We start from the raw sequence: 24,761 nt of genomic DNA, 5'->3' as shown, positions 1-24,761 counted from the left end.
GTGATACCACAAAAAAACCGACGCTGAAACTGTCGGTTTTTTCGGTTCTAATACAACAGGGCCCGGTCGACCTGATCGGGTAGGGGGCCAGCGCGTTCGAGTTTCATCTGAGCGAGCCGGGCACCGGCGCCGGCGCAGGCTTCGGGTGTGTGGCCGTCGAGGTAGGCCGTCAGAAAACCGGCCCAGTAGGCATCGCCCGCCCCCGTAGCATCGACCACATTGACGGGTTGCCCCAGTACCCGAATCTGTTTGCTCCCCCCCGCCGATGAGATCAGACTGCCGTCGGCACCCAGGGTCAGACAAACGAGTGAGGCACCCAGCTCGTGAAACCGGCCGACGATGGCTTCGTGGCTGGGTAGCTGCGTTACATCGTCGACACCGTAGAGCCGCATGGCATCGTCTTCGCTAAGCTTAACCAGCGCATGGGCCGAACAATAGTCGCCCAGCACCTGCCAGGCCTGCGCCCGGTCGGGCCAGAGGCTGGGGGCGTAGTTGGCGTCGATACTGACCTGACAGCCGAGCTGGTGGGCCCGCCGGGCGGCATCGACCAGTGTAGCCTGCGCCGGGGCCTGACTCAGGGCGAAACAGGTAGTATGAAAAATCCGGGACTGGCTCAGCAGCGAATCGGGCAGATGATCGGGCTGCAACATCCGGTCGGCGGTGCGATAGGCAATGAAGTCGGGCGTGCCTTTCGTGCGCGATACCAGCACGATGCTGGTGGGCTCGCGGCTGTCCTGTTGGATGTAGGCCGTTTCGACGCCGGCCGCGGCTACCTGCTCCGTCAGAAAACGACCGAGGTTGTCGGCACCGACGCACGATACGAGGGCGGTTCGGTTGCCCAGCCGGGCCATGTTTGCTGCCATGTTGGCCGGGCTACCCCCCTGATAGCGTCGGAAGTCCTGCGCGTCGCGCAGGCTGGTTGTCAGTGTATGGCCAATGAAATCGGCCAGCAATTCGCCAACGGCCAGTAGAGCGAAAGGTTCCTGACGGGATGGCTGATTCATACAAGTACGGCTTAGTGAAGGGAGAAATGGAGTAACGAATTCTGAGACAGGCTTCCGTATAAAAAGCCCCGTAACCGGCCCGGATCTGGGTCGATTACGGGGCTGCATGTCTGAGCGTTAATGGCCGCCGGGACCGATGGGGAAGGCCGCTTCCTGACTCTGGCGGTTTTCCTTGACCAGAAAACACGCCCCCGCTGCCAGCAGCAGACACACGCCCGCCAGCGCCAGCGCATTACGGGGGTCGTTGCTCAGAATGGTCGGGTAAATGTAGCGGATGGTCAGGTTGTTGACAATCTGCGGCACCACGATAAAGCCATTGAAGATACCCATATAAACACCCATCCGTTCGGCTGGTACCGAACTCGACAGCAGTACGTACGGCATCGACAGGATGGAGCCCCACGCCAGCCCAACGAACGTCATCCCGATCAGGAACGCGTACTTATCGTTCGACAGCAGCATCGACAGGAAACCCAGGCCACCCAGTGTCAGAAACAGCGCGTGGGTCGACCGGCGGCCGATACGGCTGGCAATGCCCGGCAGGAAAAACGAGATGCCGAAGCAGCCCACGTTGAACATGGCAAAGCACAGGTTGCCCCACTCGGTACCCTCCTGAAAGCCCGGCGACTGGGCCGTGGGGGCGTTGAAGGCGTGGCGGGCCACGGCGAGGGTCAGATACTGCCACATCAGCGGCAGGCCGTACCAGGTAAAAAACTTGACCCACCAGAGTTGCTTCATCGTCGACGGCATCTCGCGGAACGCGTGCAGAATTTCGGTCAGCGCCCCGCCGATGCCGCTGCCCTTCTGTTTCATGCGTTCAAATTCAGCCATATCGTCGGGCGGATACTCGTCGGTGGTGTAGAGTGTCCAGAATACCGCCAGCAATACGGCTACCCCGCCGATGTAAAACGGGTATTTGATGCTGTCGGGAATGACGTTGGCCGACACCACCGCTACCGAGGTCAGGCCCAGCAGCCGGAAAATAGTGGGCATCAGGTTGGCCATCGTTTGCCCAAACCCGACAAAGAAACTCTGCATGGCAAAGCCCAGGCCACGCTGCTCGTCGTTCAGCTTATCGCCGATAAACGCCCGGAATGGCTCCTGCGTGATGTTGAGGCCGGTGTCGAGCAGCCACATCAGGCTGGCCGCCATCCAGAGCGCCGACGAGTTGGGCATTAGAAACAGGGCCAGGCTCGTTACAATAGCGCCGATCAGGAAAAACGGTTTGCGCCGGCCCCAGCGGGGCGACCAGGTGCGGTCGCTGAGTGAGCCGATAATGGGCTGTACAATGAGGCCCGTTACGGGACCCGCCAGCCACAGGATAGGAATATTGGCTTCGTCGGCGTTCAGATACCGAAAGATTGGGCTCATGTTAGCCTGCTGAAGGCCAAAGCCGTACTGTATACCCAGAAATCCGAAACTCATGTTCCAGATCTGCCAAAAACTCAGGCGGGGTTTTTGTTTCATAAATCGTTTAGGCGAGTACCTGCGTAATTTGTCGTGGTAAAAGGAACAATGATACAAACCGATTTGCAGGATCCGAAGATATAGTTGTCCTATTTTTCTGGAAAAGAGTATTTTTACACATGACTGTGATTTTAGGGCGGCTTGGCGTGATCGTGTTTCTGGTAGTAAGTGGCTGGTGTCAAGGCGTTAGAGCAGCGTCGGCCGTCGACTCAAGTCGTTCGGTGCTGGTGCGCTCGGTAAAGCTGGTGGGCAATATCCGCACCCGCGACCGGATTATCCTGCGCGAAATGTCGCTCCATACGGGCGATACGGTCCGCCTGAGCGACCTGCCCGGCCGGCTGGCCTGGGATCAGCGCAATATCAACAACACCAACCTGTTTATCACCGTGGCGCTGTCGTCTGCGCAGACGTCTCCCGCCGATACCACGCAGCTGCCCCAGCTCGATCTGACGGTAACCATGAAAGAGCGCTGGTACCTGATCGCCTATCCCGTTTTCGACCTGGCCGACCGCAACTTCAACGAGTGGTGGTACGATCGGGGCCACGATTTCCGACGCACCATCTACGGCGGCCGGCTCAGCTACAAAAACGTGACGGGCAGCAACGACCGCCTGCAGATCGAGGTGATTCGGGGCTTTTTGCAAAAAACGGTGCTGTCGTATGCCCGCCCCTACATCGACCGGGCGCAGAAAATCGGGCTCCGCGTCGACGTGGCCTACCAGACCAACAACGAAATTCCCTACCGCACCAACGCCGACAAGTGGGTCTATGTAAAAGCCGATCAGACCCTGCGTGACCGGGCCTGGGCCACGGTGGCCTTCACCAACCGGCGGGGGCTCTATCACTATCATGGCGTGGAGATGCGCTACACCCGCAACACCATTGCCGACACGGTGGCCAGACTAAACCCCGATTATTTTCTGGATGGCCGCACCGAACAACACTACACCTCGGTGGCCTACAGCTACCGCTACGACCGGCGCGACAACGTGGCGTATCCGCTCCGGGGCACGCTGGCCAACGCTTACCTGGGGGTGTCGGGCCTGCTGCCCTCCGACAATTTCCGGATGGTCGACGCTACCGTTTCCCTGACCCGCTACTGGCCGCTGGGCGGTAAGTTCTATGCCGCTGGCAACCTGCGGGGACGCACCACCTGGCCCAACCGGCAGCCGTATTTCAACCTGCGGGGGCTGGGCAGCTTCAGCGAGATGGTGCGCGGCTACGAGCTCTACGTGATCGACGGGCAGCGGACGGCCATTGCCCGCAGCAGCATCCGCTACCAGCTTTTCGACACCGTGAAGCAGCTGAACTGGCTGCACATCCGTCAGTTCAATACCCTGCCCATTGCAGCCTACGTCACGGCCTTTGCCGACGCGGGCTACGTGGGCAGCACGGTGGCCAGAGAGTACCAGAGCCGATTGGCCAATCAACTGCTGGCGGGCGCGGGCATGAGCCTCGACATCGTTACCTATTATAACCTGGTGGTGCGGCTGAGTGGCGCCGTCAACCGCGAAGGCAAAGGCGGCTTCTACTTCAACCTCGCCCAGGAGTTTTAAGCGGCAGTCGTAGCGATATCAAAAAACCCCTGGTCAATGCCGCGTCGGCACTGACCAGGGATTTTTGTTCGCTAATGGGCCTGCCTACTGCTCCGTCACCGGCACAAACTGTTCGGCTACGTTCCAGCCATCGACTGACACCAGGGGCAGGGGGCCGGCACCGGGCGTGTAGTCGATGGTGATGGTTTTCTGCTGACCGGGCGCTACCGAAACATAGTTGTCGCTGTAGAACACGGGCAGCAACCGGGTTTTGGTGCCGGCATCGACCAGCGACAGTCGGTTGAAAAACGCCATGGGGTTACCCGCCGGATTGCTCAGCGTAACGGCTACCTGCCCGCGCCCTGCCGACCGGGCCACCACCCGAACCGATGCCGGGGCCAGTGTGGCCAGCCCTGCGTGCTGCCCCGACCGATTGGCCAGCCAGTACGTGTTTTCGCTGATGACGCGTTTGTTCAGGTCGAGCAGCTGCAGCACCAGAAAGCCGCCCTGGCGGGCCAGCAGCGGGCCAAGGGCTTTACCGATACCGATATAGGGCCGAACCATGCTGGGGCCAATCTCGGTGAAAACCTGCGTCAGGGTGCTGTCGTGGCCAGCCATATCGTAGGTTTTGATCACCATCATCATGTCGCGGTGGTAAGTGAAAGTGTTGTTGGCGATCATGACCGTACTGTCGACGGGATTATACATGATGTGCAGGGGCTCGCTGCCTGTGTGCAGCCCGTAAAGGCAGGCGTTGGGGTCGAGGTAGTAGTCGTACATCTGCCCGCGCAGCGCCGTCCAGGGGTTCTGCGTTTTCCAGATGATTGTGCCCGTGTACCAATCCCACATGTGCGCCGTGAAGCCCTCCATCAGGGCCCGGTACTGATCGTAGTTGACCAGCTGCGCCTTGCGGGTGAAGTCGCGGAGGTCGGTAGGGGTGCCGTAGGGATCGAGGGCCGTGTCGTAGCCAATGTATTTGTGATAATTCCAGACCGAGTCGACCCGGCTGCCGCCGTTGGGCGCGTAAACGGGCATCATCAGGTTCTGTTTGGGCAGAAAACGCGTCAGCGACGTGTAATCGCCCACGCCTACCGAACCCACTTCGGAGTTGAACGGCCAGGTACGGTGCGCCCAGAATCGCTCGATGGGCTGAATACCGTAGGGGCCGTCGCCGTTGCCACCCAGAAAATTGAACGACATGGCGTCGGAGTTCGAGTAGTCGATAAACCAGCGGGTCCCATCGAGTTTGGGCAGAATCGAGTCGCGCAGGGGCGTCATAATGTCCTGCGGCAGGGTAATCTCGTTGCCTCCGCACCAGATGGCCAGCGAGGGGTGGTTGCGGATCAGTTTGATCTGATCGATGGCCGAGGTCAGAAATAAACCGTGGTCGTCGGGGTACTGCCGGCGCGTCCACTGGTCGTCTTTCTTGGCCGGGTCGACCCAGCGGCCGTTGCAGTCGCCCGATCCCCAGAAGTCCTGCATCACCAGCAACCCGTATTTATCGCAGGCGTCGTAAAACTCAGGCCGCTCGCTCAGCGCCCCGCCCCAGACCCGGATCAGGTTGAGGTTCATGTCGCGGTGAAACCGGATTTCGGCGTCGTAGCGCGCGGCCGACAGCCGCAGCATGGCGTCGGATACGATCCAGTTGCCGCCCTTGATAAAAATCGGCTGGCCGTTTACCCGGATCTGCCGGCTGCGGGTCGTGGCGTTCCACTCGGTCTGGATTTCGCGGATGCCCACCTGCAGCGATTCGCTGTCGGATACGCGGCCCGACCCGGCCACGAAGGTTACCGTCATGGGGTAGCGGTACGACTCGCCGTAGCCGGCGGGCCACCACAGTTTGGGGTTGGGGAGGGGCAGCGCGGGCAGGTCGACGGTGGTGGTGGTGCGGGGGGCCAGCCGAACCGGAATCGCTTTGGTCTGACCAGCGATGGTCACGCGCAGGCTGCCCGTCTGGGCGGTGGCGCTGGTGTTTTCGAGCTCGGCCGACACGCGTACGGTGGCGGGTTGTTGGGGGCCGGTGGGCAGCCGCTGGCCCGGCACGCGCGTAACTACGTGCGGATTGCGGAGGTTGACGGCTCCGGTTTTTTCAATCGTGACCTTGTCCCAGATGCCCGTGTTGCGGTCGCGGATGGGCTGAATCCAGTCCCAGCCGGCCACGTACTGGTGGGCTACATTGCGGGCAATGGTGCCGTCGCCCCCCTGGCCGCCGTTGGGATTGCCGACCGGATCGGGCGGATAGACCAGTACGGCCAGCCGGTTATTGCCGTCGGGTCGCAACAGGCTGGTGATGTTGAACGAGTGCCGTAGAAACATACCCACCATGGGCTGCCGGTTCACGCGTTGCCCGTTCAGATACACCTCGCAGCGGTAGTTGATACCCCGGAAATCGAGCCACACCTGTTCGCCGGCGGTGGCTGTTTCCCGAAAGTTGGTTGCAAACCAGTACGTGTAGTAGTCGCGGCCCGTGGTGTAGATGTCGGGAATCTGCTGGTTGTTCATCCCGAAAAACGGATCGGGAATTTGTTTATTGGCCAGTTGCGTCGTCAGCACGGTGCCGGGAACCACGGCGGGCAGCCAGCCGGTGAGGGGGTAGGCAGGCATCGACAGGGCTGCGCCGGCATCGCGGGTTTTGCCAATCGGGTTACACTGCCAGCCACGGGTCAGTTCGTAACGGGTCTGGGCGCTGACCGGGGTTGGCAGCCAGAGCAGTAAGAGCAGGAGAAACGTATAGCGGTGGTGCATGAGCAGAAAAGGCGGGTATCGACTGCGTACGACCCGAGCGGAATACCGTAGCCGACGCAGCCAGCTTTTGGGTTGCCAAGGTACGGGCTACTTTCTTAATTTTTTTACGAATGTCCGGCGCGTCTGGCTTTTTTGCACTATCTTTGAGGAATCAGCCAAATTTAGTGGAGGCATCAGGGCCTGTTTGGAAAATAATCGTAGGTAGTAGTACGCAAACGATGGTGACATCTGTGGGCAGACTGCGTTGGTACGCCCCCTTTTTCTCGAATACCCTGCCTGATCTGCTCCCTTTACTGGCTATTCCAACCCAACCCTTGCTGCCGGTATGAAACGACTTCTGATTGGGCTAGTATGCTGGTGCATCAACCTGGGGCTGGCTGCCGGGCAGTCGGCCGATCGGTTACCACGCGTCGGCATTGCCGGGCTCGGCATTGAGTCGAGCACTTTTTCACCGGCTGTAACCCACGAAGAAGCGTTTCATGCGCGCTATGGCGACAAGGTATTTGGGGCGTATCCGTTTCTGGCGGCCAACACACCCCTGCGGCAGCGGGCGCAGTGGCTGCCGGCGCTGGTCGGTAAGTCGCTGCCGGGTGGCGCCGTAACGCGGGCGGCCTACGAATCGCTGGTACGCCAGACCCTCGACTCGCTCAAGGCCAACGGCCCCTACGATGGCTTGTTTCTCGACATTCACGGCGCCATGAGCGTGGTGGGCCTCGACGATCCGGAAGGTGACTTGATTGCCCGCATCCGGCAGGTGATCGGCTACAAAACCCTTATCTCGACATCGATGGACCTGCACGGCAATGTGTCGTGGCGGCTGGCCAAAAATTCCGATCTGATTACCTGTTACCGCATGGCCCCGCACGAAGATGCACTGATCTCGAAAGAGCGGGCCGTAACCAATCTGCTCGACCGGCTGGCGAGTGGCAAGGGTAAACCAGCGTATAAAGCCTGGATTCCCGTACCGATTCTGCTGCCGGGCGAAAAAACCAGTACCCGGATCGAACCGGGTAAAAGCCTGTATGCGCGCGTGGCCCCCGCAGCCGCGCAGCCCGGTATTGTCGACGCGGCCATCTGGATTGGCTACGCCTGGGCCGACGAACCCCGCAATCGAGCGGTGGTGATGGTCACGGGCGACGATAAAGCCGCCGTGACCCGGTCGGCCGAACAACTGGCTCAGGCGTTCTGGGCCGTGCGGAATCAGTTTGGGTTTGTTGCGCCCACCGGCACACTCGATGAATGCGTAGCCAGAGCGCTGGCGAGCAAAAAAAAGCCGTTCTTCATCAGCGACACGGGCGATAATCCCACAGCCGGGGGCGCCGGCGATGTAACCTGGACACTGACCCGGCTGCTGGCCAACCCGGCTTTCGCGCGCCCCGACGGCCCGACCCTGCTGTATGCCTCCATTCCGGCGCCGGATCTGGTGGCCAAAGCCATGGCTGCGGGCGTAGGGGGCACTGTCGACGGCACGGCCGGGGCCCAGGTCGACAGCCGCTTTGCCGGTCCCGTCCGACTCCGGGGTACGGTCGAATCTATTGTAGAGGGCGATAAAGACGCCGAGGTGGAGGTGGTTGTAAAGGTGGGCAGCATCCGGGTAATTCTGACCCGCAAGCGCAAGCCGTACCACAAAGAAGCCGACTTTACGCGGCTGGGGCTGGCGCCCCGGAAGGCCGACGTGGTGGTAGTGAAGATTGGCTACCTCGAGCCGGAACTCTATGCCATGCAGGCCGACTGGCTGATGGCGCTGACGCCGGGGGGCGTCGATCAGGATTTGGCCCGATTGCCCTACAAACGCATTCAGCGGCCCATGTTTCCCTTCGATCAGGCTATGAAAACGCCTGACCTGACCGCCCGGCTGGTGCCCCTGTCAGGTACGCCCGACTGAGCCGCGCCTGGCCTGGTGCCGCCTAGTGTGCTGAGGCCGCGTCGGCCTCGCCTACACTGAATCGAATCAGCACCTGCTGGTCATCACCTACCACATCCGCCAGCGGTGGGTCGGTCAGTTCGTCGATCTGCACCACCGGATTTACGTAACCGGCCTGCCGGGCCGCGTCGAGCGCAAAGGTTTTGGCCGTCTGGTGAATCTGCATCAGCCGTGAGTAAAACGAAGGCTGGCTACCCGGTCGATTCGTATCCTGATCGAGTCGATTGCGGAAGGCAGGTGCCGGAATATCAATGGTTAGCCAGTGCAGATTGGGGGTGATTGTCGTTGTCATGGTAGCAGAGTCGTTCGGATACGGACGGAAAAGCGATGTCAGCAGCTTTTGGAAAGGCGTTGGCGCCAATGAGCATCGGGTAACGCTTTATCGCTGATCGGGCGAAAAGGTGATTGTCGGCCCTATCAACGCCCGAATGTCCTGCAATCAGCGTGCCGATTCTATTCCGGCGGCATTCGTACAGGGAGTTAGGTCATCCCGGCCGATTTACCGACCTTTACCCTACGGGCCGGTACTATACCGGGTCGATCAACGCATGAATCGAAATCTGCAGGACGGTCTGAACTTTGCTTCCAAGCTGACACCCAAACGGGTGGCCAACGCCCTCAAGGTGTTGTATAGTTACTACGCGTCGCGGCAGTCGGGCGTGGCGGCACCGCGGGGCTTGCCCATGTCGGTTTCGTTTGAGCCCACAACCTCCTGCAACCTGCGCTGTCCCGAATGCCCGAGTGGCCTGCGCTCGTTTACCCGCCCTACGGGTATGCTGGGCGAAGAACTCTACAAGCGCACCATCGACGAGCTGCACGAAACGCTGCTTTACCTGATCTTTTATTTTCAGGGCGAGCCCTACCTGCATCCGCAGTTTCTCGACCTTGTCCGGTATGCTACCGACCGCAATATCTACACGGCTACCAGCACCAACGCCCACTACCTGACCGATGCCAACGCCCGTAAAACGGTCGAATCGGGGCTCGACCGGCTCATCATCAGCATCGATGGTACTACCCAGGACGTTTATCAGCAGTACCGGGTGGGCGGTAAACTGGAGAAGGTGCTCGAAGGAACCCGCAACATCATACGCTGGAAGAAAGAACTGAAGTCGCGCACCCCCCACGTGGTGTTTCAGTTTCTGGTGGTGAAACCCAATGAACACCAGATTGCCGAGGTGAAGCAGCTGGCCCGTGAGCTGGGTGTCGACGAGGTGGGGCTGAAAACAGCCCAGATTTACGATTACGAACAGGGCTCCGACCTGATTCCGACCATCGACCAGTATAGCCGCTACGCCCCCCAGGCCGATGGCACCTACCGCATCAAAAACGGCTTCGGTGACCATTGCTGGAAAATGTGGCATTCCTGCGTGATTACCTGGGATGGACTGGTGGTACCCTGCTGCTTCGATAAAGATGCCCATCACCGCCTGGGCGATCTCCAGACCGAATCATTTGCCGACCTCTGGCACGGCGCCCCCTACAACGCGTTCCGGCAGACCCTGCTGCGCTCCCGTTCCGAGATCGAGATGTGCCGCAACTGCACCGAAGGCACCCGGGTGTGGGCTGACTGATGGCGTGATTGAGTGGATGATTGATTGGGTAAACCGGCCCTGATTCACTCAATCGCTCATTCCGCAAAGCACTCACCGATTTTTGTGGAACATTCCGTGGAACATACCTTGGATTCGTGGAAACTATCCGGCATCTTTGGGACTGCAACGCACAGACCCATGGGTAAAGTCATTGCTATCGCCAACCAAAAGGGGGGCGTCGGTAAAACTACGACAACGATCAACTTGGCCGCCAGTCTGGCCGCCCTCGAATTTCAGACGCTCATTGTAGACGCTGACCCCCAGGCGAATTCCACGTCGGGGTTGGGCTATAACCCGAAAGAAATCGAGAATAGTATTTACGAGTGCATGGTTGAGGGTGTCCGCCCGAACGATGCGATCATTCAGACTGATTTTCCGAATCTGGATCTGCTCCCCTCGCATATCGACCTCGTTGGGGCCGAAATCGAGATGATCAACCTTCAGAACCGGGAAGACAAGATGAAAGACGCGCTGGACAGCATCCGCGATCAGTACGATTTCATCATCATCGACTGTTCGCCGTCGCTGGGCCTGATCACCATCAACAGCCTGACCGCTGCCGACTCGGTAATCATTCCCGTGCAGTGCGAATACTTCGCGCTGGAAGGCCTGGGCAAGCTGCTCAATACCATCAAGATTATCCAGTCGCGGCTCAATACGCACCTGGCCATCGAGGGTATTCTGCTGACGATGTACGACCTGCGGGTACGGCTGTCGAACCAGGTAGTTGGCGAGGTGACGAGCCACTTCCAGCACATGGTCTTCAGCACCATTATCCCGCGTAACATCCGGCTGAGCGAATCGCCCAGCTTTGGCGTGCCGGCGCTGGCCCAGGACGCCGACAGCAAGGGGGCGGTCAGCTATCTCAACCTGGCCCGCGAAATTCTGGTCAAGAATGGCCTGATGCCCCACGAAGTTTAACCGTCACGGCCCGCCCCGTCGGTACCGGCCCTGTTTCAGCCATTGTTGCTGAACCATGTCCGGCCTTACATGACAGGGTCTGACATAACACGACTTTTTCGTATGGATAACGCGAACGCCAAAGCACCGAACAAGAAGATGATTGGACTGGGCCGTGGGTTAGGTGCCCTGCTACACGACAGTGAAGCCGTGAACCGGCAGTCGAAGCCTTCGCCGTTTGAAGTAATCAGTACGATGACCGAAATCGGGTTGTCGCAGATTGAAACCAACCCGTTTCAGCCCCGTACCCGCTTCGACGAAGAAGCGCTGCAGGAACTGGCCGACTCGATCCGGACCCAGGGCATCATTCAGCCCATCACGGTTCGGCAACTCAGCAAAGATCATTACCAACTGATTGCCGGTGAGCGCCGGCTTCAGGCGTCCAAGATTGCCGGGCTGACCCATATTCCGGCCTACGTACGCACGGCCAACGACCAGCAGATGCTGGAAATGGCCCTGATCGAAAACATTCAGCGCGAGAACCTCAACTCGATCGAGATTGCCCTCAGCTATCAGCGGCTCATTACAGAGTGCAGTCTGAAGCAGGAAGAGCTCGGCGAACGCGTGGGGAAGAACCGCACGACGGTCAACAACTACATCCGTCTGCTGAAACTGCCCCCGGTCATTCAGGCGGCCCTGCGCGACAACAAGATCTCGATGGGCCACGCCCGGGCCATTATCAACATCGACAACCCCGACGCGCAGATCAAGCTGTTTAACCGGGCTGTCGACGAAGACTGGTCGGTTCGGAAAGTCGAAGAAGCCGTTCGGAATCTGGGCGACGAGACGGCCGATGCCGCGTCGGTACGCCGGGTAACGCTGCCCCGCCAGGAAATGCGCAGCCTCCAGTTCAAGCTATCGTCGATGTTTGGCACCAAAGTATCCATCAAAGCCGACGAGAAACACAAGGGCGAAATCAAAATTCCGTTTACCTCTCAGGAAGAACTGGCTAAAATCCTGGAAGTGCTGAACTCGCAGGCCTGACCGTTGAAACACACTATTCTGATCGTTTGGATGGCCATCGGGCTTCTGGTCGGTGGCGCTAACACCCTATGGGCACAGGTACCGGCCCTGACGCCGGCCCATACACCCGCGCCGGTCGATTCGGCCCGGCTCCGGCAGCAGGCTACCGACAGCATACCGACGGGCGTGCGGGCGAATGGGCAGCTCGTGCTCGATTCGACCCTGACCGCCGGGCGCGACTCGGCCACGTTCAGCAGCGATACCACGCAGCTCAGCGCCCGGCAGGAAGCTGCCATCCGGAAAATCATTCCGCGCCAGGCCACGATTCGGTCGCTGATACTGCCCGGCCTGGGGCAGGCCTACAACCGGCAGTATTATAAGATTCCGTTTATCTACGCGGGTTTTGGCGTGATGGGCTATCTGTTTGTGAAATACCGCGATCTGGCCAGGCAGGCCGAAAACGGCTATCGGCTCCTGTTGTATGGTGTAAACACAACGGCTACTGTACCGGCCGTGCCGGAGCCGCTGCAGCAAACCGTTGTCATCAATACCAAGCCAGCATCGGTGGTTATCGGTGACCAGATCGTTCGCACAACTACAGGGGCGAAGGCTGGCTACGACCTGTACCGGCGCTACCGCGATCTCAACATACTGCTGTCGGCAGCCCTCTGGGGCATTCAGATTGTAGAAGCCAATGTGGCCGCCCACCTGAAAACGTTCGACCTTTCCGACGATATCTCGATGCGCGTGCAGCCATCGGTACTGCCTGTGCCCGGCCTGGGACCGGGTTTTGTGCCCGGCGTGCGCGTTGCCTTTACGTTTAAATAAACGCGCTGGCCGGCTGCCGACCGGTGGAGTCAATCGGCCGACAGCTGCCAGCCGCTAACCGAAAACCAATGAATATCCTGCTGCTCGGCTACGGCAAAATGGGGAAAACAATCGAACAGATCGCGCTGGAGCGTGGTCATCAGATTGCCGCCCGGATTGATGCCCACAACAATACCGATCTCACAACAATCGACGCGGCTGCGGTCGATGTCGTTATCGAATTCAGCTCGCCCGAATCGGCGGTTGCCAACATCAAAACCTGCCTGGAAAGGGGCTGGCCTGTGGTATGTGGTACTACCGGCTGGCTGGCCTACCGCCCCGAAATCGAAGAGTTGTGCCGCCAGAAACAGGGCGCTTTCTTCTACGCGTCGAACTACAGTATCGGGGTGAATCTGTTTTTCCGGCTCAACAAAACGCTGGCGCAGTTCATGCGCAACTACCCCTCGTACCATGTTTCGATGACGGAAATTCACCATACCGAAAAGAAAGATGCGCCGAGCGGCACCGCCATTACGCTGGCCGAAGGGCTTATGGAAAACCTGCCTAACCTGACTGGCTGGGTGGAAAAAGAAGAGGGAACAGCCGGTACGTCGACCGATGCCGTTGCCATCGAGTCGCTGCGCGAAGGCACCGTACCCGGTACGCACATTGTTCGCTTCGAGTCGCATGTCGACCGGATCGAAATTTCACACGTGGCCCACAGCCGGCAGGGTTTTGCACTCGGGGCCGTGGTAGCGGCCGAATGGCTGCCGGGCCGGGCGGGTGTGTTTGGGATGGACGACCTGCTGGGGGCCTGAGCCTGACAAACAGCGGCAGGGCCTGACAGGCGGTTAGGCATAAACCGGGTCATCTTTGTAATTTCGCTCCGCCATCCGGGCGTTTGCCGGAGCCCGACCACACCGGGTACCCGCAGTCGATCCGAACGAGTAGTCCGATAAAGTCATACGTAACACGGTATCAGCCGATTGTGTCGCCCGGCGGGCGCACCGGTGCCAGACCGATTAACTGTTTTTCAACGTGTCAGTAACCAATACCCGGGCCGAACACCGGCCAGCCAAAGCCCGAAAATCTCCGCTGCGCGAGTGGTTCGACTCCGTTCTGTTCGCTGTGGTGGCCGCTACCCTGATCCGGTGGCTGTTCATGGAAGCTTTTACCATTCCGACCCCGTCGATGGAGAATAGCCTCATGGTGGGCGACTTCCTGTTCGTCAGCAAGCTGCACTACGGCACCCGCACCCCGCGGACGCCCCTGCAGGTGCCGCTGACTCACCAGAAAATCTGGGGAACCAACATCCCGTCGTACAGCACGGCCATTCAACTGCCGTCGTACCGGCTACCGGGTTTCACGCACGTCAAAAACGGCGATGTGGTGGTGTTTAACGTACCACCCCGGTACCTCAACGACAATATCGATTATCCTACCGACCTCAAAACCAATTACATCAAGCGCTGCATGGGTATTCCGGGCGATAAGCTCGAGGTGCGGCAGCGGGTGGTGTACATCAACGGGCAGCCCCTGCCGGTGCCGCCCCGCTCGGAGCAGAAATACTTTATCCGGACCACCGAAGTCCTCGACGCCGATTTCTTCCGGAAGTACGAGATCGTGAACGACTACCGTGACCCGAACCAGGCTACCGAAAACTGGAAGCCGCAGGAACGCTATAACGACTCGACCAAAACGTCGACGCTGGAAGGCTATACCGTTAACACGACGGCCGATGTGATCGAGAAATTCAAAACCTTCGATTGGGTCAAGGGCATCGAACCCCTGGTCGACAAGCCGGGCGAAACCATGCCGGGTATCTACGGCACGCCGACGTTTAACTGGAACCACGATAATTTCGGGCCGCTGGTAGTGCCCAAGAAAGGCGCTTCGACCCCCATCAACGCGCAGACCATTGCCGTCTACGGCCCCGTAATCGAGCTCTACGAAGGCAACGAGAACGTGAAAGTGACGCCGACGAGCATCACCATCGATGGTAAGCCTGTCACGTCGTACACGTTTAAGCAGGATTACTACTTCATGATGGGCGACAACCGCGATAACTCGCTCGATTCGCGCTTCTGGGGCTTCGTCCCCGAAGATCACATCGTAGGGAAAGCGGTATTTGTCTGGATGTCGCTCGACCCCAACCCGGCCAACATCTGGAACAAAATCCGCTGGAACCGCCTGTTCCGCACGATCGACTAACCGACAGACATTGGGGTAGTTAAAACGTTGCAGCGCTGTAGCGTTTTAACGTAAAAAGTCGTGGGGTTGTAGCGTTTTATGGCTGGCTGGCCAACGCTATAACTCCACGACTTTTAGCGTTTCAGGACTGTCTAACGTCACTACGCGTCGTCGCTACAACTTTCTAACCTGACAACCCCATAACGTTTCAACTCTGTAACGTCTCCGTTTCACCGTGCCCTACCACTCGATTGGCGGGAGGCCGTTTTGAAGGAGATAATCGTTGGCCTGGCTGAAGTGCTTGTTGCCGAACCAGCCGCCGTAGTTGGCGGCCATGGGAGAAGGGTGCTTGGCTTTTAACACCAGGTGCTTTTTGCTGTCGATGATACTGCCCTTTTTCTGGGCATAGGCGCCCCACAGCATAAAGACCACGTGCTTTTTTTCGTCGGAGATCAGTTTGATAACGGCATCGGTGAAGGTTTCCCAGCCTTTGCCCTGGTGCGAGCCCGCCTGCCCGGCCCGAACGGTCAGCGTGGCGTTGAGCAGCATGACACCCTGGTTGGCCCAGCGCTCGAGGTTCCCCGACTTAGGAATGGGCTTGCCCAGATCATCCTGAATCTCTTTGAAGATGTTGATCAGGGAAGGGGGCTTGGTAATGCCGTCGGCTACCGAAAAGGCCAGCCCATTGGCCTGCCCCTCGCCGTGGTAGGGATCCTGCCCCAGAATGACCACGCGGGCATCATCGAACGAGCAACTGTTAAAGGCGTTGAACATGAGCCGTCCGGGCGGGAAAACACGCTGCGTGCTATACTCCTGGCGTAAAAACTCGGCTAATTCTCTAAAATAGGGCTTATCGAACTCGGGCTGCAACCGCGATTGCCACGATTCGGCGATAGATACATTCATACCAGGAACTTGTCGGAAGCGTTAAGCATTTATAGGCCTACAAATGGCAATATCCGCCCCCGTTATTTTTTTTGAAGGCGGTTCTTGCGTAACAAAACTAATCAACCTAATTTTCGTTCTAAGGTTGCCAAACGACACGAAATTTATGGTATCGTCCGTCACAGAAGGCGTAAAAGTTAGCGTAAAGACCGAGTACCAGTCTGAGTACTCCAGTCCGCTGCAGGCGCATTACGTCTTCACCTACCGCATCACGATCGAGAATGCCAGCGATTACACCATTCAGTTGTTGCGCCGTCGCTGGCTTATTTATGACTCCAACGGCACCGTTCGCGAAGTAGAAGGCGAAGGGGTGGTGGGGCTGCAGCCGGTGCTCGAGCCGGGCGAAGTGCACGAATATGTGTCGGGCTGCAACCTGCGCTCGAGTATGGGTAAAATGGAAGGCACCTACCTGGTCGAGCGGATCATCGACGGCAAAATGCTGACCATCAATATCCCTGAATTTACAATGGTAGTGCCTTATAAACTCAATTAACCGTTCGTTAGCTGACCGGCGTAGTGGGTGCCTGTAATGCGCGCTGTGGCTGCGCACGACGCTGTACCCATTACTCATGATTGCTGCTTACCTGCGGTATCTCGCCCGCGCCCGCGACGAGCATTCGCTGCATTCTCCTTTCCTCTTCTCGCTCTATACAACCGTTATCCGGGCCGACAACTGGCGCGAACCGGCGCTGGCACCAATCCGGACGTTACGACGCGAACTGCGCCACACCAAAACCAGCATCGCTATCACCGATCTGGGAGCTGGCTCCAGGGTAAATTCATCGCATCAGCGCACGATTGCCGACATTGCCCGGCATTCGCAGAAGTCGCCCCGCTACAGTCGGCTGCTTTATCGGCTCGTTCGCCACAGCCAGTCGAAAGTAATCGTCGATCTGGGTACGTCGCTGGGGCTGACAACGGCATCGATGGCGGTGGCTACGCCCGGCAGCCGGGTGCTGACGTTTGAAGGATGCCCCCAAACGGCCGCGGTGGCGCAGGCCAACTTCGACCGGCTGGGCCTCGCCCATGTGTCGGTGGTAGTGGGTAATATCGACGACACCCTGTCGCCATCGCTGCTGGCGCTGGGTCCGGCCGACTTTGTTTTTTTCGACGCCAACCACCGCTATGAGCCGACGGTTCGCTATTTTGAAACCTGCCTGCTCAACCGGCACAATGATACCGTTTTTGTGTTCGACGATATTCACTGGTCGGCTGAGATGGAAGCGGCCTGGGCCTTTATCAAAGCCCATCCGGCCGTGCGTGTCACCGTCGATCTGTTTGGGGTAGGGCTGGTGTTTTTCCGGCGCGAGCAACCCCGCCAGGACTTCGTATTGCGATTCTGAGTAAAACGAATGGAGTTCGGCAGCATCTGCTGATTGCGTAACTACGATATGGTTCCAATGCATACAGGAAAGGGGATAGGGCTGGGTATCGCTACACTGGGGGTGATACTGGCAGGCTGGTCGTGTCAGCCGGCAGAGACGGCAACCGAGCCCGAGGCAGTGGCTTCGTTCGATCTGATTCAGCAGCGTATTCTGACGCCCAGCTGCGCCACATCGGGCTGCCATGCTTCAGATAAAGACGGGAGTTTTGCCCAGCACGGGCTGGTGCTGGCGGCTGGCGTGGCCTATCAGAACCTCGTGGGTGTCGATCCGGGCAACAGTGCCGCCAGAACCGACGGCCTGAAACGGGTGAAGGCATTTGCTTCGCTCGAGAGTCTGCTCTACCACAAACTGACCCCTACGGCCAGCCACCATTCGGGAAAGCAGTATGGTAACCCCATGCCGCTGGGCGGTCAGCTCCTGTCCGACGGGCAGATCGAGTTTGTCCGGCGCTGGATCGACGCCGGAGCCCCAAAAACGGGCACCGTAGCCGATGCCAAACTGCTCGACGACAAAACCGTAACCACGGTTGCGTTTGAGCCTTTGCCGGTACCGGCCGTCGGTACGGGCTTTCAGATGCGGCTGGCCCCGTTTGCCGTATCCGCCAACTTCGAGCGTGAGTTTTTCATGCGGCAGCTGGTGGGTAACACGGGCGATGTGTACGTGAACCGCTACGAAATCAAGATGCGACCGGGGAGCCACCATTTTCTGGCCTACGATTTTCGCAACAAAGCCCTGCTGCCCAATCTCAATGAAGTGCGGGATCTGCGCAATGCCGATAACTCGCTGAACCTGCTAACCGCCCTGACCATGTCGAACCATGTGTATCTGGCCGGGGCTCAGGCGCCCTACGTCGATTACACGCTACCCGAAGGCATGGCGCTCCTGATTCCGGGCGGTGCCTCGCTCGACCTGAATTCGCACTATGTCAACAAAACGGGCGCGGCCATACAGGGCGAAGCCGCTATCAACCTCTATACCATCGACAAGGCGAAGGTGACTCAGGTGGTGCAGACGCTCGACCTGAGCAACACCAGCCTGAACATTCCCGCCAAAACCCGTATCACGCTCACCAAAAGCTTTCTGGTAACCAAACCCCGCAAGATTCTGGCGCTGACGTCGCATATGCACAAGCTGGGTGAGAAGTTCGTGATCCGCATCAAAGGGGGCAGCCGCGACGGGCAGATCGTGTACACCTCGACCGATTGGGAACACCCCGATATTCTTACCTTTCCGACACCCCTGGCCCTGGCGGCCGGCGAAGGACTCACGTCTGAAATCACCTACAACAACACCACGTCGAAAACCGTCACGTTTGGGCTGACCAGCGAAGACGAAATGGGCATTATTTTCGGCTACTACTACGAATAAGCGAACTACGGTGCGGGCGATACCACTTTCAGGCCGACGATACCGACACCGATCAGCAGCAGAAAAAACAGCTCGGCCCACGACCAGCCGGCTTTGAGCCACAGCACGTCGATACTCTTTATAAACACAAGCGACAGGGCGGTCCAGACGGCGAAGGCGGTGGTCAGCGGAATGGTCCGGATGGCCACGGTGAGCAGCACGGTGTTGATAATACCAAATACGATGTAGCCCAGCAGTGGCCCCAGCACCGCCAGTCCTTCGCCCGGCTTGTAAAACGTCGACCAGCGCAGCGTGGCCAGCTCCGACCAGCGCAGAAACTTCAGCGAAAGGGTCCAGCCCATCTGGCAGAGGGCGGCTGCTACCAGACTCAGCCAGGGAAGTAGGGTCGACTTCATAGACGATCAACGAAGAGATTAGCTGCAAAAGAAGGTATTTGGCGCCGATGTCGCTGTTATGCTTTCATGAACTTCCCCGGCCCGGGCGCGCGTGGCCGAGCCGGGGAAGCAACAAAAAAGGCCGCAACCCAATCGGGTTACGGCCTTTCACGTTATCAGGGTTCGAAACCGGCCGATGCTTACCGGGCGATCTCGATGTTTACCCGACGACCTTTGATGGTATTGCCTTCCATGGCGTCGACAACGCGGTTGGCTACCTCTTTCGGTACGTCGACAAAGGTGTGCTTGTCGAAAATATCGATGCTGCCGATGGTGTTGCCCGGAATGTTGGCTTCACCGGCAATGGCGCCGACGATGTCGCCCGGCCGGACGTAGTCACGGCGGCCAATGCTTACCATCAGGCGGGTCATGTTGGCATCGCGCTCGCGGGGAGCCCGCTGGTTATCGCGGTCGAAGTAAGGCTTACGCTCACCACCTTCGGCCGAACGACGGTCCTCGAAACGACCACCACCCCGGCGGTCTTCGAAGCGGTTACCGCCCCGGTCGCCATAAGCTGGCCGTTCGCGGTCGCCAAATCGACCACCACCCCGGCGGTCTTCAAAGCGTCCACCGCCCCGACGATCGTCGAAACGGCTGCCACCCCGGTCGCCCCGGTCTTCCCGACGGCGATCGTCTTCCAGCCCCAGGTTCTGATCGGCAAATTCGTTTTTCTCCAGACCCATACTGCGTTTCACCAGCGCTGCCACGATCTGCTCGGTCGAGAAACCGGCATGGTGCAGCTGGTTCAGCATGTCGTCATACAGGTTGAGGTCTTTGCTATCCTGAATCGTTTGCTGCACCTGCTCGATGAAGCGGGCTTTGCGCACACCAACGATGTCTTCAAACGACGGGATAACTCCCTTGTCGACGCGTACTTTGGTGTAGGTCTGGATTTCGCGGAAGCGGTATTTCTCGTCGCGGCCCACCAGCGAGAACGCCCGGCCCGATTTACCGGCGCGGCCCGTCCGGCCAATCCGGTGTACGTAATATTCTTCGTCGAGCGGAATGTCGAAGTTGATTACCGCGTCAACATCGTCGACGTCGATACCCCGGGCCGCTACGTCGGTGGCAACCAGGATGCTGGTCGTACCCGAGCGGAATTTGCTCATTACGTTGTTCCGCTGCGCCTGCCGCAGGTCGCCGTGCAGCCCCTCGGCCTGGTAGCCGCGAATTTGCAGGTCTTCCACGATTTCGTCTACTTTCCGCTTGGTATTACAGAACACCAGCATCAGTTTCAGGTCGTACATGTCGATCAGGCGGCACATCACTTCGACTTTGGCTTTAGGCTTCACTTCGAAGTAAACCTGCTCGATGTTGATGTTGGTCAGTTCTTTCTTGACCACTTTCACCAGCACCGGATCTTTCTGGAATTTCTGGGTGATCTGCATGATCGGCTTCGACATCGTCGCCGAGAACAGAATCGTCTGCCGCTCTTCGGGCATTTCTTCCAGAATGTTCTCAATGTCTTCGCGGAAGCCCATATCGAGCATTTCGTCGGCCTCATCGAGAATCATCATTTTCACGCGATCGAGCTTGAGCGTGTTCCGCTCCATATGGTCCATGACGCGGCCGGGGGTACCGATCACGATATGGACACCGCTTTTGAGCGAGCGAATCTGCCGCTCGATCGAGTCGCCACCGTAGATGGCTTCGACCCGCACACCGCGCTTGTATTTCGAGAGTTTCTTGATCTCTTCGGCTACCTGCAGGGCCAGTTCGCGGGTTGGGCACAGAATCAGCGCCTGAACCGCCCGGTCCTGCACATCGATCAGTTCGAGAGCGGGAATACCGAAAGCAGCCGTTTTACCGGTACCGGTCTGGGCCTGACCAATCACGTCATGGCCGGCCAGGATGGGCGGAATAGCTTCGGCCTGAATGGGCGAGGGGCTGGTGAAGCCCATGTCCGTAACGGCGCGCAGCAACTCTTCCGACAGCGGAAGGCTCGAAAACAGAATCTGGTTGGGGTTGGCTACGAGCTGCTCGGTGATCGACTGAGCGGGTTCGGTAGCTGCCGGGGCGGGGGCCGCATCGACAACGATCACGTCGCTGACGCTGGCTTCGACTTCGGCCTGCGATACGGGGGTTTCCGAATCGGCATCCGACTCCGTGGTGGTGTCGGTGGCCATGGCCGTGGGTTGTTCCTCAATCAGAACGTCGTTCTGATCGTCGGCGGGAGTTGTTTTGGTTTTCATGTCTTAGAAAGTAGATAAACAGACCTTCCCAAGCGAAGACGAATTCATGCCGGTGACCGGCGCGATACTGCCAAAAAAGCCCAACCAACGATTGCCCAGACGACCCAACGGACCAACAGTTCCCCGACCTGCCAACAGGGGGAAGAAAATAGCATCAAAGATTGGCGATTAGCCCACGCGCATTCGTTCCCACCCGGGGAACCTCCACACAGAAACCCATCCTGTACATCCGTACCAGGTATGCTTATACCGGCTCTGTCAGACCTAACTCAGCGTGTAAAAAAGGAGAGAAACAGAGACGCGACGGATGTCGCTTGTAAAATCTGGTGCAAAAGTAAGAAGAAGAATCCAAATTTGCAAGTACGCGGCTTATATTATTGTACTTATTTGAGAAACTCACTTGTTTCGTTGTCGTTTGTATGGGAGCCAATACAGGAAAATACATGATGCTGGCCGGGGGGCTGCTGCTTGGGCTGGGCAGCCTGATATGGCTGTTCGCCGATAAACTGCACTGGCTGGGGCGTCTGCCCGGCGACATCCGGATACCGGGACGCGACGGGGGCGGTTTCTACGCACCCCTGATGACCTGCCTTGTTGTCAGTCTTGTGCTCAACCTGGTTATCGCTCTGATCCGACGGTTTTTCGGCTCGTAGCGTTGCGCAGCAGGGGCAGGTGGAGGTTGGTGTCGTAGCTAAGCTTGTTAATGTAAAACACTTCGCGCTGCAGCGCCATGTTGTCGCGGGGGGCAATCTTCTGGAAGCCAAACGCCAGAAAATGCCGATCGTACCAGGGCATAAGTTCGCTGTGGCCCGAATACACGATACGCTCGGCGTCGCCATTGGTCGTGAGCAACCGCACCGACGCGGGTTTCTGCACAACCGTGCGACCTTCGATGACCTCGGTATGAATGGTGCCGTCGGTGGGGTAGGCCAGTACAATGCGGTCGCCCTGCTGCGAGAGTTGTACTTTGGACGTTAAATCCCGGCTGAGCAAGTCGTTGATGGGCAGACAGTTGTCCCAGAGCAGTTGCCCGGTTGCATCGAAGCCGCAGACAAACGCGTGGGTGTACCGGTAGCCTTCCAGCCGGTCGACGTTGCGCATGTTGCCGGGCAGGGTGCTGCTGCGATACTGCGGGTAGTAGACCTCGGCTACCAGGGTAAGGCCGGTAGGTGAGGGCTGCAGGTCATGAACGAGCATCCGGTACCGAAACCGGTTGTTTTTGCCCAGCGCTTTGCGGTGCATCAGGCGCGCCAGAATTTTCTGCTGGCGTTTGGGAGGCAGAAAGTTGAAGAAACTCTCGAACTGCGAAAACTCGATGTACTGGATGTTGCCGGTGTGGGTCGACGTGCCGGGTACATCCCGATCCGGCTCCCCGCTATCGTCACGCCGTAGCCGCGTAACGTAGATACCTTGCGAATAGGGTGTGCAGTCGGCCGAGTAATTACCGATCAGCAGGGTTTCGTGTTCGTTGATGGGCAGCAGTTTGCCCGACACCAGACTGTTCTCCTTGCCATCGAAATGGACCGTCCGGACAAGCCGGCTGTCGTAATTGTACGTTTGGATCGAAAAGCGGCAGTGCTGCTTAACGGTATGCACCAGCACGTTGACTTCCATGTTGATCGGGTCGACTTCGAGGCTGCTGATTTCGAGGTGGTTGGCGTAGAGACTGGGTAGTACCCGTATCGATCGGTCGAAAAACGAAAAAGCCAGCACGATGGGGCGGTTGTGGAAGTAGCCGCCGATATAGGCCTGATTACCCAGCACCTTGAACTGCTCGATGCTCATCTGCTCGACCAGCGTACCGTCGAAGCTGTCGATCTGCCCGTCGTCGGTGTGGAGCCGTACCACCTGAAAGTGATTGGAGTCGAGTTCGCGCAGGAGCTGGTAGCTGTACTGGGCATCGCTGTACATGAGTACGGGCCGGAAAAGCTTCGGCAACTGGATGTCGCGGGCCCAGATCGGCCGCAGCTGGGAGTCGTATTTCAGAAAGCGGTAGCGGGGGGGCGTATTGTCGGGAAAGCCACCCGACTGAATGCTGACAAGCACCGCCTTGTCGGTAAGCGGCAACACGTCGAAGGATTCCGTTTCGGTAGGGCTGGCCGGAATTTCAAGCCGCAGGGTCTGCGCCAGCTGGGCCTGCAGGGAGAGCGGCAGCAGGGCCATTGGAAGTAGCAAACACAACAAACAACGGAGCCATTTCATAACAGACGAATATACGCATTTTCAGGTAGTTGTCGGGTTGTGTTTGCGGCCATCCTATCGGGCGGTCTTTATACCGACCAGCGCTTTTTGAGGTAATCTTTCATAAACACGTTGATATCCCACTGGCTGGCAACGGGCTGCTGGGTGTAGGGCAGGGTGGGCAGGTAGCCGGCGGGGCCGAACTCGCAGGTCACCGTCAGCTGCGGAGCACCGGCGCGCTGCAGCCGGGTGCGGATCGCATCCCACCAGCGGGCGTGGGCGTCGAGGGCTGTGGTCCATTCGGGGGCGCGCGGGTCGTTGACCTGCGGGCCTTCGGGGTGCCCCACCCGGCAGTGGATATGGTCGCTGACGGCAATGGCCCGCTCTACGTTGGCGTGCTGATCGGCGAGGTACGACTCGGCCACATTGACCCAGTGTGAGTAGTCGGCGGTGAGCCGCAGGGCCGGTAGCTGCAACAGGTACGCCTGAATGGCGGGCGCGCTGTAGCTGAAGCGGCCGCGGTGCGTTTCGTGCAGCACCCGAACACCGGTCTGCTGCGCTATCTCGGCAGCCATCTGGAGCAGCGTTATGTTCTGGTCGAAGGTAAAGTAATCATGACCGGTATGCGCGTTGATGAAGAGGGGCTTGTGGGCGGCAATCGCCAGCAGGTCGTCGCGGTACCGGCGCTGATGTTCAGTAAAATCGCTGCCACCGCCGAAGGCCATCAGCACCACCTCCAGGCCGTGTTCGCGCATGATGCGTACGGCGTCGGCCCGCTGCGTGGGGCCGGCGTTTATTTCCATACCGTCGTAGCCTGCGGCTTTGGCACGTTTGGCCGCTTCGGCATACGACAGGGATTCCATACCCCACATGGGGCAGAAAAAAAGAGTTTTCACAGATCAACAGGCGTTTAGTGAGTGGGGCCGCTACGATCAGGTCGGCAGGGCGTAGCGTATGGTAAGTAGCAAAAGTTCTATAATATCCGCAACTTTACCAGCCGAAGACAGATAGGCCCGCTATACTTTGTTTAGGTGAAGTTTATCTTGCTGTAATCCAAAAACAATCC

The 24,761-nt window shown here is 58.7% G+C and carries 21 protein-coding genes; 12 read left to right on the top strand and 9 right to left on the bottom strand.

Annotated elements, in window-relative coordinates; all coding sequences use genetic code 11:
- Positions 1 to 47: 47 nt before the first annotated feature.
- Together ACYVAC_RS01930 and ACYVAC_RS01925 are read right to left on the bottom strand one after the other, a co-directional pair.
- Positions 48 to 1,004 (bottom strand): carbohydrate kinase family protein, encoded by a 957-nt coding sequence (locus tag ACYVAC_RS01930; protein WP_461095859.1) that lies wholly within the window; start codon positions 1,002 to 1,004, stop codon positions 48 to 50.
- Positions 1,005 to 1,121: 117 nt separating this feature from the next.
- A complete protein-coding gene (locus tag ACYVAC_RS01925) occupies positions 1,122 to 2,471 on the bottom strand; it encodes an MFS transporter (RefSeq protein WP_461095858.1) in 1,350 nt (449 codons plus the stop codon).
- A 119-nt stretch (positions 2,472 to 2,590) separates the two neighbouring features.
- Here ACYVAC_RS01925 and ACYVAC_RS01920 point away from each other — a divergent pair, with 119 nt between their 5' ends.
- Positions 2,591 to 4,027: a BamA/TamA family outer membrane protein gene (locus ACYVAC_RS01920; RefSeq protein ID WP_461095857.1), complete on the top strand. Its 1,437-nt coding sequence runs from the start codon at positions 2,591 to 2,593 to the stop codon at positions 4,025 to 4,027.
- A gap of 84 nt (positions 4,028 to 4,111) precedes the next feature.
- Here ACYVAC_RS01920 and ACYVAC_RS01915 read toward each other — a convergent pair whose 3' ends face one another.
- Positions 4,112 to 6,751 (bottom strand): glycoside hydrolase family 2 protein, encoded by a 2,640-nt coding sequence (locus ACYVAC_RS01915; protein ID WP_461095856.1) that lies wholly within the window; start codon positions 6,749 to 6,751, stop codon positions 4,112 to 4,114.
- Between the two features lie 325 nt (positions 6,752 to 7,076).
- On the opposite strand from ACYVAC_RS01915, the gene ACYVAC_RS01910 reads away from it, so the two are divergent.
- Positions 7,077 to 8,636 carry a M81 family metallopeptidase gene (locus ACYVAC_RS01910; protein ID WP_461095855.1) on the top strand — a complete coding sequence of 520 codons (1,560 nt, stop codon included), beginning with the start codon at positions 7,077 to 7,079 and terminating at the stop codon, positions 8,634 to 8,636.
- A 22-nt stretch (positions 8,637 to 8,658) separates the two neighbouring features.
- On the opposite strand, the gene ACYVAC_RS01905 is transcribed toward ACYVAC_RS01910, so the two are convergent.
- On the bottom strand, positions 8,659 to 8,967 hold the full coding sequence (locus tag ACYVAC_RS01905; protein WP_461095854.1) for a hypothetical protein: 309 nt from the start codon (positions 8,965 to 8,967) through the stop codon (positions 8,659 to 8,661).
- A 256-nt stretch (positions 8,968 to 9,223) separates the two neighbouring features.
- Here ACYVAC_RS01905 and ACYVAC_RS01900 point away from each other — a divergent pair, with 256 nt between their 5' ends.
- The 6 genes from ACYVAC_RS01900 (at position 9,224) to lepB (ending at position 15,211) form a co-directional block, all read left to right on the top strand.
- On the top strand, positions 9,224 to 10,249 hold the full coding sequence (locus tag ACYVAC_RS01900; RefSeq protein ID WP_461095853.1) for an SPASM domain-containing protein: 1,026 nt from the start codon (positions 9,224 to 9,226) through the stop codon (positions 10,247 to 10,249).
- A 159-nt stretch (positions 10,250 to 10,408) separates the two neighbouring features.
- On the top strand, positions 10,409 to 11,191 hold the full coding sequence (locus tag ACYVAC_RS01895) for a ParA family protein (RefSeq protein WP_461095852.1): 783 nt from the start codon (positions 10,409 to 10,411) through the stop codon (positions 11,189 to 11,191).
- A gap of 102 nt (positions 11,192 to 11,293) precedes the next feature.
- Positions 11,294 to 12,214, top strand: a complete 921-nt coding sequence (locus ACYVAC_RS01890) for a ParB/RepB/Spo0J family partition protein (protein ID WP_461095851.1) — start codon at positions 11,294 to 11,296, stop codon at positions 12,212 to 12,214.
- Between the two features lie 3 nt (positions 12,215 to 12,217).
- Positions 12,218 to 13,021: a DUF5683 domain-containing protein gene (locus tag ACYVAC_RS01885; RefSeq protein ID WP_461095850.1), complete on the top strand. Its 804-nt coding sequence runs from the start codon at positions 12,218 to 12,220 to the stop codon at positions 13,019 to 13,021.
- A gap of 68 nt (positions 13,022 to 13,089) precedes the next feature.
- Positions 13,090 to 13,818, top strand: coding sequence for a 4-hydroxy-tetrahydrodipicolinate reductase (dapB, locus tag ACYVAC_RS01880; protein ID WP_461095849.1), 729 nt, complete (start codon positions 13,090 to 13,092; stop codon positions 13,816 to 13,818).
- Between the two features lie 220 nt (positions 13,819 to 14,038).
- Positions 14,039 to 15,211, top strand: a complete 1,173-nt coding sequence (gene lepB / locus ACYVAC_RS01875; protein ID WP_461095848.1) for a signal peptidase I — start codon at positions 14,039 to 14,041, stop codon at positions 15,209 to 15,211.
- A 219-nt stretch (positions 15,212 to 15,430) separates the two neighbouring features.
- Here lepB and ung read toward each other — a convergent pair whose 3' ends face one another.
- Complete coding sequence (gene ung / locus ACYVAC_RS01870) at positions 15,431 to 16,096, bottom strand: uracil-DNA glycosylase (RefSeq protein ID WP_461095847.1); 666 nt, start codon at positions 16,094 to 16,096, stop codon at positions 15,431 to 15,433.
- A 145-nt stretch (positions 16,097 to 16,241) separates the two neighbouring features.
- Between ung and apaG the strand changes: the two genes are divergently transcribed.
- The 3 genes from apaG to ACYVAC_RS01855 all read left to right on the top strand — a co-directional run bounded on the left by apaG (position 16,242) and on the right by ACYVAC_RS01855 (position 18,888).
- Positions 16,242 to 16,628 (top strand): Co2+/Mg2+ efflux protein ApaG, encoded by a 387-nt coding sequence (gene apaG / locus ACYVAC_RS01865; protein ID WP_461095846.1) that lies wholly within the window; start codon positions 16,242 to 16,244, stop codon positions 16,626 to 16,628.
- A gap of 76 nt (positions 16,629 to 16,704) precedes the next feature.
- Complete coding sequence (locus tag ACYVAC_RS01860) at positions 16,705 to 17,478, top strand: O-methyltransferase (RefSeq protein ID WP_461095845.1); 774 nt, start codon at positions 16,705 to 16,707, stop codon at positions 17,476 to 17,478.
- 57 nt (positions 17,479 to 17,535) lie between these two features.
- Entirely contained in the window at positions 17,536 to 18,888 is a 1,353-nt protein-coding gene (locus tag ACYVAC_RS01855; RefSeq protein ID WP_461095844.1) for a monooxygenase, read from the top strand.
- A 5-nt stretch (positions 18,889 to 18,893) separates the two neighbouring features.
- Here the strand turns inward: ACYVAC_RS01855 and ACYVAC_RS01850 are convergent, their stop codons facing one another.
- Complete coding sequence (locus tag ACYVAC_RS01850; RefSeq protein ID WP_461095843.1) at positions 18,894 to 19,283, bottom strand: DMT family transporter; 390 nt, start codon at positions 19,281 to 19,283, stop codon at positions 18,894 to 18,896.
- Positions 19,284 to 19,462: 179 nt separating this feature from the next.
- Positions 19,463 to 21,514: a DEAD/DEAH box helicase gene (locus ACYVAC_RS01845; protein WP_461095842.1), complete on the bottom strand. Its 2,052-nt coding sequence runs from the start codon at positions 21,512 to 21,514 to the stop codon at positions 19,463 to 19,465.
- A 419-nt stretch (positions 21,515 to 21,933) separates the two neighbouring features.
- On the opposite strand from ACYVAC_RS01845, the gene ACYVAC_RS01840 reads away from it, so the two are divergent.
- Entirely contained in the window at positions 21,934 to 22,167 is a 234-nt protein-coding gene (locus ACYVAC_RS01840; protein ID WP_461095841.1) for a DUF2905 family protein, read from the top strand.
- Here the strand turns inward: ACYVAC_RS01840 and ACYVAC_RS01835 are convergent.
- The gene (locus ACYVAC_RS01835) at positions 22,133 to 23,689 is read right to left on the bottom strand and encodes a hypothetical protein (protein ID WP_461095840.1); all 1,557 of its coding nucleotides are present in this window, start codon (positions 23,687 to 23,689) and stop codon (positions 22,133 to 22,135) included. The two genes, ACYVAC_RS01840 and ACYVAC_RS01835, sit on opposite strands and share 35 nt — an antisense overlap.
- Before the next feature lie 95 nt (positions 23,690 to 23,784).
- Positions 23,785 to 24,591, bottom strand: a complete 807-nt coding sequence (locus tag ACYVAC_RS01830; RefSeq protein WP_461095839.1) for a sugar phosphate isomerase/epimerase family protein — start codon at positions 24,589 to 24,591, stop codon at positions 23,785 to 23,787.
- Positions 24,592 to 24,761 lie beyond the last annotated feature (170 nt).

The sequence above is a fragment of the Spirosoma luteolum genome (genome assembly GCF_054778875.1).
This window is presented reverse-complemented; position numbering and strand designations above follow the sequence as displayed.